Source organism: Streptomyces sp. RKND-216 (assembly GCF_004795255.1).
In the GTDB taxonomy this organism is placed as follows: domain Bacteria; phylum Actinomycetota; class Actinomycetes; order Streptomycetales; family Streptomycetaceae; genus Streptomyces; species Streptomyces hazeniae.
Map to the genome: position 1 here is coordinate 2496941 of NZ_SSBQ01000002.1, position 13912 is coordinate 2510852.

Annotated in this window: 11 protein-coding genes; 3 read left to right on the forward strand and 8 right to left on the reverse strand. The window is 75.0% G+C overall.

All coding sequences use genetic code 11. From position 1 onward, the window contains the following. Positions 1 to 40: 40 nt before the first annotated feature. From tilS to dacB, 3 genes are all read right to left on the reverse strand, one after another. The gene (tilS, locus tag E4198_RS11060; RefSeq protein ID WP_136183001.1) at positions 41 to 1090 is read right to left on the reverse strand and encodes a tRNA lysidine(34) synthetase TilS; all 1050 of its coding nucleotides are present in this window, start codon (positions 1088 to 1090) and stop codon (positions 41 to 43) included. Positions 1091 to 1287: 197 nt separating this feature from the next. Beyond that, on the reverse strand, positions 1288 to 2442 hold the full coding sequence (locus E4198_RS11065; RefSeq protein WP_136183002.1) for a zinc-dependent metalloprotease: 1155 nt from the start codon (positions 2440 to 2442) through the stop codon (positions 1288 to 1290). Positions 2443 to 2553: 111 nt separating this feature from the next. Then, positions 2554 to 4095, reverse strand: a complete 1542-nt coding sequence (gene dacB / locus E4198_RS11070; RefSeq protein ID WP_136183003.1) for a D-alanyl-D-alanine carboxypeptidase/D-alanyl-D-alanine-endopeptidase — start codon at positions 4093 to 4095, stop codon at positions 2554 to 2556. A gap of 86 nt (positions 4096 to 4181) precedes the next feature. Here dacB and E4198_RS11075 point away from each other — a divergent pair, with 86 nt between their 5' ends. Further along, positions 4182 to 4673 (forward strand): inorganic diphosphatase, encoded by a 492-nt coding sequence (locus E4198_RS11075; protein ID WP_136183004.1) that lies wholly within the window; start codon positions 4182 to 4184, stop codon positions 4671 to 4673. 111 nt (positions 4674 to 4784) lie between these two features. On the opposite strand, the gene E4198_RS11080 is transcribed toward E4198_RS11075, so the two are convergent. Beyond that, the gene (locus E4198_RS11080; protein WP_247597629.1) at positions 4785 to 5735 is read right to left on the reverse strand and encodes a diacylglycerol kinase; all 951 of its coding nucleotides are present in this window, start codon (positions 5733 to 5735) and stop codon (positions 4785 to 4787) included. After that, a complete protein-coding gene (locus E4198_RS11085) occupies positions 5732 to 7381 on the reverse strand; it encodes an FAD-binding oxidoreductase (RefSeq protein WP_247597630.1) in 1650 nt (549 codons plus the stop codon). Before E4198_RS11085 ends, E4198_RS11080 begins: the two co-directional genes overlap by 4 nt. Before the next feature lie 20 nt (positions 7382 to 7401). Here E4198_RS11085 and E4198_RS11090 point away from each other — a divergent pair, with 20 nt between their 5' ends. Beyond that, positions 7402 to 8025: a TetR/AcrR family transcriptional regulator gene (locus E4198_RS11090; RefSeq protein ID WP_136183005.1), complete on the forward strand. Its 624-nt coding sequence runs from the start codon at positions 7402 to 7404 to the stop codon at positions 8023 to 8025. Between the two features lie 5 nt (positions 8026 to 8030). After that, the gene (locus E4198_RS11095) at positions 8031 to 9677 is read left to right on the forward strand and encodes a glycerol-3-phosphate dehydrogenase/oxidase (RefSeq protein ID WP_136183006.1); all 1647 of its coding nucleotides are present in this window, start codon (positions 8031 to 8033) and stop codon (positions 9675 to 9677) included. A gap of 73 nt (positions 9678 to 9750) precedes the next feature. Here the strand turns inward: E4198_RS11095 and E4198_RS11100 are convergent, their stop codons facing one another. The 3 genes from E4198_RS11100 to E4198_RS11110 form a co-directional block, all read right to left on the reverse strand. Then, positions 9751 to 10029 carry a hypothetical protein gene (locus tag E4198_RS11100; protein ID WP_136183007.1) on the reverse strand — a complete coding sequence of 93 codons (279 nt, stop codon included), beginning with the start codon at positions 10027 to 10029 and terminating at the stop codon, positions 9751 to 9753. A gap of 161 nt (positions 10030 to 10190) precedes the next feature. Continuing rightward, positions 10191 to 11993, reverse strand: coding sequence for a SpoIIE family protein phosphatase (locus E4198_RS11105; protein ID WP_136183008.1), 1803 nt, complete (start codon positions 11991 to 11993; stop codon positions 10191 to 10193). 158 nt (positions 11994 to 12151) lie between these two features. Beyond that, complete coding sequence (locus E4198_RS11110; RefSeq protein WP_136183009.1) at positions 12152 to 13792, reverse strand: threonine/serine exporter family protein; 1641 nt, start codon at positions 13790 to 13792, stop codon at positions 12152 to 12154. Positions 13793 to 13912 lie beyond the last annotated feature (120 nt).

Here is a 13912-nt window from a genome sequence, read left to right on the forward strand (position 1 = left end):
GCCGTCCGCACCGCCACGCGCGGCCGCGCCCCGGCCCGGCTCAGCTCTGCCGGATGACCAGTCTGCCACCCTGCCTGCGCGCCTCGACCCGGCCCGGCAGATTGATGGCCCGCTGACCCCGCCAGGCCGTGATGAGCCGGTCCACCTCCTCGATGTGCCGGGCGAACAGCGACCCGGCCGGTGCACCGGCCGCGACGGCCGTACGGCGCAGCACACGGCGGCGCACGGCGGGCGGCAGGGCGTACAGCCGGCCGACGTCCAGCTCGCCGGGAGCACCGTCGTCGGCCCGGGAGGACCGTTCCGCCTCGTCGGTCCAGGCGTCGAGGGCGTCGGCGTCGTCGCGGGAGAGGCGGGCCGTGCGGGCCAGGGCCTCGACCACGCCGCGACCCAGGGCCTTCTCCAGGCTGGGCAGCGCCTCGTGCCGCACCCGGGAGCGGGTGAAGGCGGGGTCGGCGTTGTGCGGGTCGTCCCAGACCGGCAGGGACTGCTCCAGGCAGGCCTTGCGAGTGGTCTGCCGGTCCAGCGCCAGGAACGGCCGGCGGTAGCGGCCGCCGGGCCCGGAGACGGCGGCCATCCCGGAGAGCGAGCGGGTGCCGGAGCCGCGGGCGAGGCCGAGCAGAACGGTCTCGGCCTGGTCGTCGCGGGTGTGGCCGAGGAGGACGGCCGCGGCGCCGTGGCGTTCGGCGGCGGCGTCGAGCGCGGCGTACCGGGCGTCGCGGGCGGCGGCCTCGGGGCCGCCCTCGCGGCCGACGGCCACGGCCAGGGAGTCGACGGGGTCCAGTCCGAGGCAGGCGAGGCGGGAGACGACCTCGGCGGCGCGCCCGGCGGAGCCGGGCTGGAGACCGTGGTCGACGGTCACGGCGCCGGCCCGGAGGCCCAGGCGGGGCGCCTCGAAGGCGACGGCGGAGGCGAGCGCCATGGAGTCGGCGCCGCCGGAGCAGGCGACGAGGGCGAGCGGCGGCTCGGTCCCGCCGCCGCGGAGGTGCGGGCCGACCAGGGCCGCCCGGCCCCGGGTCGCGTCCCGGAGGACGTCGTGGAGAACGCGGCGGACCGCCAGGCGTATTGCGGCGACCGCGGGATGGGGACCCATGTCCGATTCACTTCCTCGAAGGAGTCTGATCGCGCCGATGCGAGCCGATACGACGCCCGCCCCGATCACGGTGGGTGCGTCGATGGTGACAGAGACGAGTTGCGTTCCCCGAGCATCGCACGCCGACCCCGCGCGGACGGTCCCTCGGACGGGTGATTACGTGGCGCGGCCGGACCTGTCCGGCCGCCCCCGACGGCTCACTCGCCCTTACCGTGCACGCGCGCGACCCAGCCGGCCGGGTCCGCGATCTCCGCCTTGGTCGGCAGCGTGTTGGGCGACGTCCACACCTTGTTGAAACCCTCCATGCCCACCTCGTCGACGACGGTGCGCACGAACCGCTCGCCCTCGCGGTACTGGCGCAGCTTCGCGTCCAGACCGAGCAGCTTGCGCAGCGCCTGGTCCAGCCGCCCGGCTCCGCTGGCCCGCCGCTTGGTGAACTTCTCCCGGATCTCCACCACCGACGGCACCACCTGCGGCCCGACGCCGTCCATCACGTAGTCGGCGTGGCCCTCCAGCAGCGACATCACGGCCGTCAGCCGGCCGAGGATCTCGCGCTGGGCCGGGGTCTGCACCAGCTCCACGAAACTGCGTTCGCCGCTCTCCTCGCCCTCCTCGCCCTGCGGGCGGGCGCCGGTCAGCGACTGCACGGCGTCCCGCAGCCGCTCCAGCAGCGTGGACGCGTCCATGTCCGTTTCGGCGAGGAACGCCTGGATCTCGCCGCGCACGTGGTCCCGCAGCCACGGCACCGCGGAGAACTGCGTACGGTGCGTCTCCTCGTGCAGGCACACCCACAGCCGGAAGTCGTGCGGCGCGACCTCCAGTTCCCGTTCCACGTGCACGATGTTCGGGGCGACGAGCAGCAGCCGGCCGCCGCCGTCCGCCGCGCCCGGCAGATCGCGGGAGACCGGTGCGAACGTCTCGTACTGCCCGAGCACGCGGGAGGCGAGGAACGACAGCAGCATGCCCACCTCGACACCGGTGACCTTGCCGCCGACGGCGCCGAGCACCGCGCCGCCGGGGCTGCCCGCGCGGCGCTCGCTCATCCTGCCCAGCAGCGGCGCCAGCAGCTCGCGAAACCCGGCCACGTTGGCCCGTACCCAGCTGGCCCGGTCCACGACGAGCACCGGGGCGTCCGCGTCGCCGTTCCCGGACGGGCCGCCGTCCGGGACGGGTGGATGCATGCGGGTGAAGCGGCGCACGTGCTCCTCGGAGGCGGTGGCGTGGCGGCGCAGCTCGGCGACGACCGCGCGGGCCTCCTCCCGGCTGATCTCCGGCCCGGGCCGCACGAGCCGGGTCGCGGTCGTGACCGCGAGGTTCCAGTCGACCATCTGCACACCACCGAGGCTCGTCATGCCTTCACGGTACGTGCCCGCCGCGCGGTGCGGCAGCCGACGGAGCAGAGTCCCTCCGGCGCGACGGGACCGCCCCGGGCCGAAGGGCGGGGGGACTCCGCGGCAGACGACCTACCTGCAGCCGCAGTTCGCGAGAGCGGAGGCCATGCGGTCCAGGGCGGCCTGCGCGCCGTAGCGGTCCTTCGTGCCCGTCGTCAGGAACGCGAAGGCCAGTAGCCGTCCGTCCGCGTCCACCACTGTCCCGGCCAGGGTGTTCACCCCGGTCAGCGTCCCCGTCTTCGCCCGGACGACGCCGGCGCCGCGCGCGCCCTCGTAGCGCCCGTGCAGCGTGCCCGTGAAGTGCGCCACGGGCAGGCCCGTGAGGGCGACGCGCAGCTCGGGCCGTCCGGGGTCGGCGGCGAGGGCGAGCAGCCCGGTGAGGAGTTCGGCGGTCACCTTGCCCGTGCGGTCGAGGCCGCTGCCGTCCGCGAAGCGGGCGCCGCGCACCGGCAGGCCCAGGTCCAGCAACCGGGCGCGGACGGCCTCGCCAGCGCCGTCGAAGCTCGCCGGCTCGCCGACGGCGAGCGCGGTCTGCCGCGCCAGGGCCTCGGCGAGGTCGTTGTCGCTGTGGGTCAGGGTCCGCTCCACCAGCCGGGCGACGGTCGCGGAGCGGTGCACGGCGATCCGTTCGGCGTCGTCCCCGGCGGTGACCTTCGAGGGCCGGCCGGAGACCGTGACGCCGTGGTCGTCGAGGCGCTGTGCGAACGTGCGCGCGGCCTCGGCCGCGGGGTCGGCGGCGCGGGGGGCGGGGCCGTGGTCGCTGCCGTCGAGCCGCGCCTCGTTCAGCATCAGCGGGCTGACCGGGGCCAGGTTGTCGTTCGGGCCGATGGGGTGCAGGCCGGGCCCGGAGTACCGCGAGACGTCGTAGCCCAGGCGGACGCCGGGGGTGTCGTCTGCCCGCTTCAGCGCCCGTGCGACGTCGGCGGCGAGGGCGTCGAGGTCCTTCCCGGTGAGCGTCGGGTCGCCGCCGCCGACGAGCACGATGCGCCCCTCGCCAGTCCGGACGACGGGCGTCTCGATGCGGTGGCCGGGACCGCGCGCGGAGAGCACCGCGACGGACGTGGCGATCTTGACGGTCGAGGCGGGCGTCACCGGGCGGGCCGCGTCCTCGCCGAAGAGCTGCTTGCCGGTGAGGGCGTCGACGACGGAGGCGGAGACGACCGGGCCGAGCGCCGGGTCGTCCAGCAGCGGCTCCAGGGTGTCGGCCAGCGCGGTCGCGGTGGGCGCGGGCGGCGGCGCGTCGTCGCCCGCCCCCTCGGCGCCGTCGGCAGGCGCGGCGCCGAGGGCTCGCAGCACCTCCGGTGCGCTCGGCGCGGGTTCGGGCAGGGCCGGGTCCCCGGCGGTGTGGTCCCTGCCACTGTCGTCCGGCCAGGTGCCTGCACGCGTCCGCTCGGCCGTACGCTGACCCGAGTCCCACGGTCCCGCCACGGCCACCGCCGTGAACGCGACCACGAGGCCGACCACGGCGGAGGTCACGGACAGCCGCCAGGTCTGCCGCTGGTGCGGCGGAGCGGTCCGCCACCGCCGCCGGAGCGCCGCCGGGGCACCCCGCACGCTGCGGCGCGCGGAGCCGGCGACGGCCGCGGCACGTGCCCGGACCGTGTCGTCAGGCATCGGAAGACCAGCCCCTTTCGCGAGCACGAACCTGCGTGAGGGACACTTAATCACCAGAACATGTGTTGATCACGGAGGAGCCTCCCTTGGAGTTCGACGTCGTCATCGAGATCCCGAAGGGTTCGCGGAACAAGTACGAGGTGGACCACGAGACCGGTCGCATCCGGCTGGACCGTCACCTTTTCACTTCGACCGTGTACCCGGCCGACTACGGCTTCGTCGACCACACCCTCGGGGAGGACGGCGACCCGCTCGACGCGCTGGTGCTGCTCGACGAGCCCACGTTCCCGGGGTGTCTCATCAAGTGCCGCGCCATCGGCATGTTCCGCATGACGGACGAGGCGGGCGGCGACGACAAGCTGCTCTGCGTGCCGGCGTCCGACCCGCGGATGGAGCACCTGCGCGACATCCACCACGTGAGCGAGTTCGACCGGCTGGAGATCCAGCACTTCTTCGAGGTCTACAAGGACCTGGAGCCCGGCAAGTCGGTCGAGGGCGCCGACTGGGTCGGCCGTTCGGAGGCGGAGGCGGAGGTCGAGGCCTCGGTCAAGCGGCTCGAGGCGCGGGGCGGCCACTGAGTCTCCCGCGGAGGTCCGGCCGACGCTCGGCCGGACCTTCCCGTGCGTGAGGGGCCGGGCGGGCCGGCGGATGTCGACCCGCCCGGCCCCTCACGCATGCGCGTCGCGACGTCAGCGCGGCGGGACCAGGACGCGCACCGCGGCGGAGACGGCCTCGGCCTCCAGGGGGAGGGCCCCCACCGGCTCGCCGTCCGCGTAGGCCCGCATGTCCGCCGTCTCCACCCGCACCCGCCGCCCGGTGAACGTCCGCACCCCCGGGTGGCTCGTGTGGGTGCCGCGGTAGACCCGCGGGAACACCCGCAGCAGCTCGGCCCGCCCCACCGCCGGGACCACGGTGACCGCGAAGCGCCCGTCGTCCGGGGCGGCGTGCGGGCAGATGCGCATGCCGCCGCCGTACGTCGTGGTGTTGCCGACGGCGATCAGCGTGGCCTCCAGCTCGTGCCGTGCGCCGTCCACGTCGAGGACGAACGGCAGGGGCCGCAGCAGGCCCAGTTCGGCGACCATGGCGAGGTTGTAGCGCATCCGGCCGCGCGGGCGCCGCATCCGGTTGGCCCGGTCGGTGACGAGTGCGTCGAATCCGCTGGTCAGCACGGTGCCGAACCAGCGCGGCGGGGCGCCGTCGCCGGTGACGCGGCCCAGGTCGAGAGTGCGTTCCTCGCCGTCCAGCACCAGGTCGGCGGCAGCCTCCGCATCCCGTCGGGGGATGCCCAGCACCCGCGCGAAGTCGTTCCCGGTGCCGGCCGGCACCACGGCCAGGGCGGGCGTCCCCGCCGTAGCAGGCGTCCCGTGGCCGGGAGCGCCGCCTGCGGCAGCGAGGGCCTGGAGGGCCAGGTGGACCATGCCGTCTCCGCCGACGACGGCGAGCACGTCCACGCCGTCCGCGACGCAGCGGCGCGCCTGGTCCCGGGCGGCGCCGACGTCCTGCGCGGCGATCAGTTCGACCTCGGCGCCGCGGGCGAGGAGCCGCCGGGCGGCCGTCGCCGCCAGGTCCGTGCCGCGGCTGCCGCCCGCCGCGGGGTTGACCAGCATCGCGACCCGGCGCCGCGCGCCCGTGGCGCTCACGCGTCGCCTGCCGGGGCCTCGGCGACGGCGGCGGCCGTCGGGGCGGGCGGCGGGATGAGCTTGCCCGGGTTGAGGACACCCGCCGGGTCGAGGGTGCGCTTGACCGCGCGCAACACCTCCACTCCCAGGTCACCGATCTCGTCGGCCATCCAGGGCAGGTGGTCGGCTCCCACGGCGTGGTGGTGGGTGATGGTGCCGCCGCGCCCGGCGATGGCGTCGCCGGCCGCCCTCTTCGCGCGCTCCCAGCGGCCGGCGGGGTCGTCGCCCCCGGCCGCGGCCACCGTGAAGTAGAGCGAGGCGCCCTCCGGGTAGACGTGCGAGATGTGGCAGTTGACCACCGGGGGCGTGCCGTCCACGGCGAGCGCGCCGGCCAGGGCCTCGGTGACCGCCTCGCGCAGGTCCGGCAGCCGGTTCCAGGTGGTGGCCGTCTCCAGGGTCTCGGCGAGCACGCCCGCGCCGAGCAGCCCGTCACGCAGGTACGGGCCGGCGTAGCGGCTGTGCCGCCACTGCGCGACGGGCTCCTCCCCCATGCAGGTGCCACCCGCGGCCTCCAGCGCCGCGGCGGTCTCCGCGCGGCGGGCGGCGACCTGGTCGGCGGTGCCCTCGTGGGCGACGACGGCGAGGCAGCCGCCGGTCGCCTGTCCGCCCGAAAGGGCCGCGTTGACGAAGGTCTCGGTCTCGTCGGAGAGCCGGACCAGGGTGGGCGGCACCCCGCCCTGGGCGAGGGCGCGCAGGGCGGCCGTTCCGGTGGCGAAGTCGGGGAAGGTCCAGGCCTCGTCACGCTGGGCCTCGGGCAGCGGCCGCACCCGTACGGTCACCTCGGTGATCACCCCGAACGCGCCCTCGGAGCCGAGGAGGAGCTGCTTCAGATCCGGTCCGGCGGCGGAGCCGGGCGAGCGGCCGAGGTCGAGGGTGCCGCGCGGAGTGGCGGCGCGCAGGTGCAGCACCATGGCGTCGAACCGGCCGTACCCGGCCGAGGACTGGCCGGAGGAGCGGGTGGCGGCGTAGCCGCCGATGGTCGCGTACTCGTAGCTCTGCGGCTGGTGACCGAGCGTCAGGCCGTGCGCGGCGAGGAGTTCTTCCGCCTCCGGGGTCCGCAGGCCGGGCTGGAGCGTGGCGGTGCGGGAGACCGGGTCGACGGCGAGCAGCGCCTTCATCCGGCCGAGGTCGAGGGATATCACCGCCTCGAAGCCGGGGTGCAGCGGTTCCACGCCGCCGACCACGCTGGTGCCGCCGCCGAACGGCACGACGGCGACACGGTGTTCGGCGCAGGCCCGGAGCACGTCGAGCACCTGCGCGTGCGAGGCGGGCCGGACGACGGCGTCGGGGGCGTCCGCGACGTCGCCGGCCCGGCGGCGCAGCAGGTCGGGTGTGCTCTTCCCACCGGTGCGCCGGACGCGGGCGGCGTCGGAGAGGTCCACGTGATCCGGGCCGACGACGGCGGCCAGGGCGTCGCGCGCGGCGGCGGGCAGGACAGAGGGCGGGACGGCGAGGGCGGACTCCTCGACGGCGGAGGCGTCGCGCAGGGCGACACCGAGGACGGACGCGACCAGGCCGCGTACGGACTCGGGGAGGGCGGAGGCGCGGTCGGGGTCGCCCCAGGCGTTCCAGGACATCTCGCCGACCGGGGTGCTGGGAGTCGTCATGCGTTACAGTCTTACATGTGATGTCAATCAGCAACGAGGACGAGAACGACACTCCGCAGGACCCGGTGGCCGGTTCGCTGCTGGACGCCGCGTACGACTGCATCGCCGCGTTCGGACTGCGCCGGATCACCCTCACCGACGTGGCGCGGCAGGCGGGCGTCAGCCGCCCGACCGTCTACCGGCGCTGGCGGGACGTCAACACGCTCGTCGCCGACCTGCTCACCCGCGAGATGCATGCGGCGCTGGTGACCGCCGCGCAGCAGGCCGGCCCTGCCGAAGGGCCCGGCGGCGTCCGCGAGCGGCTGGTGCGCGAGGCGTCCGAGCTGCTGCGGGCGCTGCGCGAACACCCGCTGCTGACGCGGATCCTGGAGACCGAGCCCGAGGCGCTGGTCACATACACCTTCCAGCGGCTGGGCTCCAGCCAGCGCGGCGCGCTGGAACTGCTCCAGCCGCAGATCACCGCCGGCCAGGCCGACGGCACCGTCCGCGCCGGCGACCCGGACGCGCTCGCCCGCATGGTCATGCTCCAGGTCCAGACAACCGCCCTGTCCTGGCGGCTCGTCGACGACGTGCTGCCGCTGGACCGGCTCACCGAGGAACTGCGCCGCCTGCTGGATTCCTACCTGCGCCCCGAGGAGGCCTGAGCGCCATGCCCCCAGCTCCTTCCGCCGCCCCGACCCCCACTCCCACACCGGCCGCGGCCGCCGCTGCCGCCGCGCGCGGCGCGGCCCGCGAGGCCGCCGCGCTGAACGCCGCCCGCCGCTCCCGCGAACTGGAACGCCTCGCCGACCGTCCCGAGGTGGACCTGCTGGTGGTCGGCGGCGGGGTGACCGGCACGGGCATCGCTCTGGACGCCGCCGCGCGCGGACTGCGCACGGTGCTGGTGGAACGGCACGACCTCGCCTTCGGCACCAGCCGCTGGAGCTCGAAGCTGGTGCACGGCGGGCTGCGCTACCTCGCCAAGGGCCGGGTGGGCATCGCGTACGAGAGCGCGCGCGAGCGGCACGTGCTGATCTCCCGCACGGCTCCGCACCTGGTGCGGGCGCTGCCGATGCTGCTGCCGCTGCACGAGAGCGTGGGCCCGGCGCAGGCCGCGTTGACCCGGGCCGGCTTCGTGCTCGGCGACGCGCTGCGCGTCGCCGCCGGTACGCGGCGCGGTGTGCTGCCCCGCGCGCGCCGCGTCTCGCGCGAACGGGTGCTCGACCTCGCCCCGTCGGTCCGGGCCCACGGGCTGCGGGGCGGCCAGCTCGCCTACGACGGCCAACTGGTCGACGACGCCCGGCTGGTGGTCGGCCTGGCGCGTACGGCCGCCCGGGAGGGCGCGGCGGTGCTGACCCGCTGTGCGGCGGAGGAGCTGCACGGCCGGGGTGCGGTGCTCCGCGACGAACTCACGGGCGAGCGGCTGGAGATCCGCGCGCGTGCGGTCGTGAACGCGGCCGGGGTGTGGGCGGACCGGCTGGTGCCGGGCGTACGGCTGCGTCCGAGTCGGGGCAGCCACCTGGTGCTGTCCGGCGAGCGGTTCGGCGGCCTGCGCACGGCGCTGACCATCCCGGTGGCCGGGGCGCTCAGCCGGTTCGTCATGGTGCTGCCGCAGGAGGGCGGTGACCGGGTGTACGTCGGCCTCACCGACGAGCCACTGGACGGTCCGGTGCCCGACGTGCCCACCGTCCCGCAGAGCGATGTCGACTTCCTCCTGGACGTCGTGGGCGATGCCCTGGACACACGTCTGACCAGGGAGGACGTGCTCGGCTCGTACGCGGGACTGCGACCGCTGCTGGAGTCCGGCGACGGCACCGGATCGAGTGCCGACCTGTCCCGGCGGCACGCGGTGCTCACCTCGCCGGACGGCGTGGTCACCGTCGTCGGCGGCAAGCTGACGACCTACCGGCGGATGGCCCAGGACGCGGTGGACGCAGCGGTGGCGGGCGGCGGACTCGCCGCCGGACAGTGCCGCACGGGCCGGCTGCCACTGGTCGGCGCGGGGTCGGCGGCGGCGCTGTCGCGGGTGCCCGCGCCCGCGCGGCTCGTCGCGCGGTACGGGACGGAGGCTCCCGAGGTGCTCGGCTGCGGGGCGGCGACGGAGGTCGCCGCGGGCGTGACCGAGGCCGAGTTGGCCTGGGCCGTACGGTGCGAGGGAGCGCTGGACGAGGGCGACATGCTCGACCGCCGTACGCGCGTCGGGCTGGTTCCCGCGGACCGCGAGCGCGCCCTTCCCGCGGCGCGGGCCGCGCTCGCCGCGGCCTCGCGCACGACGTCGTCGCCGGTGTCGCCCGCGGGTCCGCCCCGGAACGGGTGAGCGCTCCGGTACCGGCACCCCACGAGGCGGGGCCGCCGGTACCGGAGCGCTTCCGTCCGGGCCGCGGACGAGGTCAGTCGACCTCGTTGCCCTGGGCGATCTCGCACTCGACCTCGACGGAGCGGTCGGAGACCGCCTCGCCCTCGCCCTCGCCGAACACGCCGATGCCCAGGCCGAGGTTGATGTCCCCTATGAGGGACTGCGATGCCTGCTTGACCGACTGCTTGCAGACGGCGCCGTTCTCCTGCTCGAACTCGACGGCCGGGCCACCCGCGACGGCGGTACCGGCACCGGCGGTACCGAGGGCGGCGACGAGGGCGGCGACGGCAGCCGCGGAGCGGAACTTACGCATGGTTTCTCCTCTATTCCTCAGAGAATCGCCACGAGCCGTGAGCTCGTGATCCGACAAGATGAGAATCGGCGCGAAAACCAGGCTTCTTGAGCCTTCGCGCGCCCTACCACCCGACCGGCCCGCGACACACCGGACCCGGTTGCTTGACCACGGAGAAACGGTTACCCGCGGGGGATGTTCTGCTCCGCCCAGACGACCTTCCCGACAGCTGTGCGGCAGGAGCCCCAACGGCGGCAGAGCATGTTGATGAGCTGGAGCCCGCGCCCGCCCTCGTCGCTGACGTCCGCGTGCTGGATCTGCGGCAGGTCCGGCCCGGTGTCCGAGACCTCGACCATCAGGCGTTCGTTGCGCAGCATGCGCAGCTGCCCCGGCCCGCCGCCGTACCGCAGCGCGTTGCCGACCAGTTCGCTGACCACGAGCTCCGTGACGTCCGCCATCTCGCCGAGGTTCCACGCGGCGAGCTGCTCGGTGACCAGACGGCGGGCGGTGGAAGCCGCCGTGCCGCCCTCGGGCAGCGTCCAGGTGCGCAGGTCCGTCCCGGCGGCCGGCCCGCAACCCTGCGCGACCAGCAGGACCGCCTCGTCGAAGCGCCCGTCGCCCTGCGGCGCCGCGGCGAGCAGCCCGCCGTCGGCGAGCTGCTCCTCGGTCATCCCCGTCACGGCCGCGCGCAGCCCGGCGAGCTGCGCGTCGACGTCCTCGGTACGCGTCTTCATCAGCCCGTCGGTGTAGAGCAGGAGCCGGCTGCCCGGCGCGCTCTCCAGCCGCAGCGGGTCGTAGGGGATGACGCCGGTACCGAGCGGGGCACCGGTCGGCACGTCGAGGAAGCGCGGCACACCGTCCGGGCCCTCGATCAGCAGCGGCGGCGGGTGCCCCGCGCTGGCGAGGGTGTAGCTGGCGTCGGCGGGGTCGTAGACGGCGCACAGGCAGGTGGCGACCTGGTCGTCCTCCAGGTCGCGGGTGGCGAGGTCGAGCCGGGCGAGGACCCGGTCGGGAGCGATGTCCAGGGTCATCAGCGTGCGGGCCACCGACCGCAGACGTCCCATGGTGGCGGCCGCGGGCAGTCCGTGACCCATCACGTCGCCGACGACGAGCGCCGTGCGGCCGCTCGGCAGCGCGACCACGTCGTACCAGTCGCCGCCGACGCCACGCGCGTCGACCGCGGGCGCGTAGTCCGTGGAGACCTTCAGGCCTGGGGTGTTGGGGGTCGCCCGGGGCAGCAGGCTGCGCTGGAGGGAGACGACGTGTTCGCGTTCCCGCCCGTACAGGCGGGCGTTGTCGATGTAGACGGCAGCCTTCGAGGCGAGCTGCTCGGCCAGCGCCAGGTCGGTGCCGGTGAACGGCGGGCTGTCCCCGGCCCGTACGAAGTCGGCGGAGCCGAGCAGCACCCCGCGGGCGATGAGCGGCACCGCCATGTAGCTGTGCACGCCCTGCCGGCGCATCGCCGCCGCCGCGCTCTCCGTGGGAGCCACCCGGTCCAGGTCCTCGACCGTCATCGAGGCGACCATCACCGACTCACGGGCGCCGAGGCAACGGGTGGTCAGCAGGGTCTCGCGGCGGTGCTCGCGGTCGACGATCTCCCCGACCGGCGAGGGTTCCAGCTCGCGCAGCGCCTCCACGGCCGCCACCGCCATGGCTCGGGTGACGGGCACCCCGGTGCCGACGACGTGGTCGCCCTCCTCGCCGCGCAGCACGGACTCCAGCAGGTCCACGGCGGCGGCGTCGGCGAGCCGCGGCACCACGTACTCGGCCAGCTCCTGCGCGGTGCGCTCCAGGTCGAGGGTGGTGCCGATGCGGGTGCCGGCGGCGTTCAGCCAGCCGAGCCGGCTGCGGGTGGTGAACCCCTCGTCCTGCGCGGCGAGGGTGCGGCGGATGCGGAAGCGCCGGGCCGCCGACCCCCTGCCGAAGACGGCTCCCTGTGCGGCCAGACGACTGGTCAGGCGCCGGGCGCGGCTGCCGCCGTTCACCGTGCTGGCCTCCCATCGCGCCGATCGACGCCATGCCGACTCCAGTGTGCCCCCTGCTCCGGAGGCCCCGCCTGCTGAGACGCCATGGTAGCCACGCCAGGCGCGTTACGGCCCCGATACGGCAAGGGAGATGGAACCGAGACGCGCCTCCCCGCGGGTCAGAACCCGCGGGTGCGCTTGGCCGCCCGGCGACCCGGCAGCGGAGTCTCCACACCGGGCGTCTTGATGAACAGCCTGGCGAGTTCGCCGCCGAGGTTCACGCCGATGGCGATGGCCAGCGCCAGCGCGACGGCGCGGGCGATGTCCCCCATGCCGGCGCCGACGTTGCCCTGGGCCACGTTCAGCAGACCGAAGTAGGTGGCGCTGCCCGGCAGCAGCGGCCCGATCGCCGCCGTGATGTACGGCAGTGAGGACGCGAACCGGTACCGGGAGGCGAGCTGGCCGAAGAGGCCGACGAGTCCTGCGGCGACGAACGTGGACGCGACGGCGTTCAGCTCCGCCAGGTCGTGCAGCGTGCCGTAGATCAGCCAGGCGATGCCGCCGTTGACGGTGGCCAGCAGGACGGTGTGACGCTCCTGCTGCAGCAGGACGCAGAACGCCAGCGCCAGCAGCATGGCGGCGACGAGCTGCGTCGCCGGACGTTCCAGGTGGAGCTGGTTCTCCGGGTCCAGTTTTGCGCCCAGCTCGTCGCCCGCGTACAGCACCAGCAGCACGCCGCACACGATCGCGACGATCAGGTACACGACCTCCAGCAGGCGTGCCGAGGCGGTGATGTAGAAGCCGGTCAGCCCGTCGTGCACGGCCGCCACCAGGGCCCGGCCGGGGATCAGCGCGAACAGCCCACCGGTGATCACCGCCCCCGCCCGGATGTCGGCGGTCAGCCCGGAACTCACCAGCGCCACCGTGACCCCTATCGCGGCGGGGGGCATCGCCGCGGCCACGAACTGGTAGAACTCCGGCAGCCCGCGCCCGGCGAGGTACCAGGCGAACCGGTCGCCCAGCATCGCGCCCAGCGCGGCCAGCAGGAACACCAGCCACCCGCCCCCGACCAGCAGGGAGGCCGCGCCGGCGAGCAGGCCGCTGGCCACCGTGAGCGCGCCCTTGGTGTACGGGTGCCGGTTGCGGCGGATGCGGGCCAGCCGCCGGTAGGCCTCCTCCAGCGTCACCTCGCCGTGCGAGATGTCGGTGACGAGTTCGAAGACCGCGGCGAGCCGCGTGTAGTCAGTGCCGCGGCGCCGCACCGTACGGCTGAGCGTGACCGGGTCGTCGACCAGCGACGGCTGATGGGTGACGGACAGCAGGGTGAAGGTCACTGTGGGCTCGCAGCGGTCCAGCCCGAAGGCGTGGGCCACACCGAACATCGCCGCCTCGACGTCCTCCGCTCCCTCGCCACCGGCCAGCAGCAGCTCGCCGATACGGAGCGTCAGGTCGAGCACACGCGGCACGGACGGGCCGCTCTCGCCGTCCTCGGTGCGCACCGGGCGCTCCGGCGCCGGTCGCTCGGCCAGCGGCATCCGCACCATGGTGCGCATCCGGTCCTGCCAAAGCAGGCCGGGCCGGTCGAGTCCGGCGAGGACGGGGACCCCGTCCGGCGGGGTGAAGTGCCTGCCGGGTTCGTACGCCGACTGGGTGCGCAGACCTTCCGGGATCGTGAACTCGGAGGAGGGATGGTCGCTTTCGGAGGGCGGCCGCAGGGGCAGCCCCTGCGGTGGGGTGAATGCGCTGTGCGCCTCGTCCGACTGCGGCTTCGCGTCCTCCGCCTGTGCGTCGGCGCCGTTCCACCTGGGCTCCCCGGCCACTGTCCTCCTGCTCCTTCGATACCTCGCCGTCCACCCTGGACGCCGAGGGGGAGAACGCCGTTTCCGGCCCCCGCCGTTCCCGCAGAGGGCACACCGAAACTGCGATGTCCGTCACAGGAG

Excerpts from the sequence above, each read along its gene's own strand:
- E4198_RS11100 (WP_136183007.1), bottom strand. The coding sequence starts at position 10,029 with ATGCGTAAGTTCCGCTCCGCGGCTGCCGTCGCCGCCCTCGTCGCCGCC.
- E4198_RS11095 (WP_136183006.1), top strand. The coding sequence starts at position 8,031 with ATGCCCCCAGCTCCTTCCGCCGCCCCGACCCCCACTCCCACACCGGCC.
- dacB (WP_136183003.1), bottom strand. The coding sequence starts at position 4,095 with ATGCCTGACGACACGGTCCGGGCACGTGCCGCGGCCGTCGCCGGCTCC.
- E4198_RS11085 (WP_247597630.1), bottom strand. The coding sequence starts at position 7,381 with ATGACGACTCCCAGCACCCCGGTCGGCGAGATGTCCTGGAACGCCTGG.
- E4198_RS11090 (WP_136183005.1), top strand. The coding sequence starts at position 7,402 with ATGTCAATCAGCAACGAGGACGAGAACGACACTCCGCAGGACCCGGTG.
- E4198_RS11065 (WP_136183002.1), bottom strand. The coding sequence starts at position 2,442 with ATGACGAGCCTCGGTGGTGTGCAGATGGTCGACTGGAACCTCGCGGTC.
- tilS (WP_136183001.1), bottom strand. The coding sequence starts at position 1,090 with ATGGGTCCCCATCCCGCGGTCGCCGCAATACGCCTGGCGGTCCGCCGC.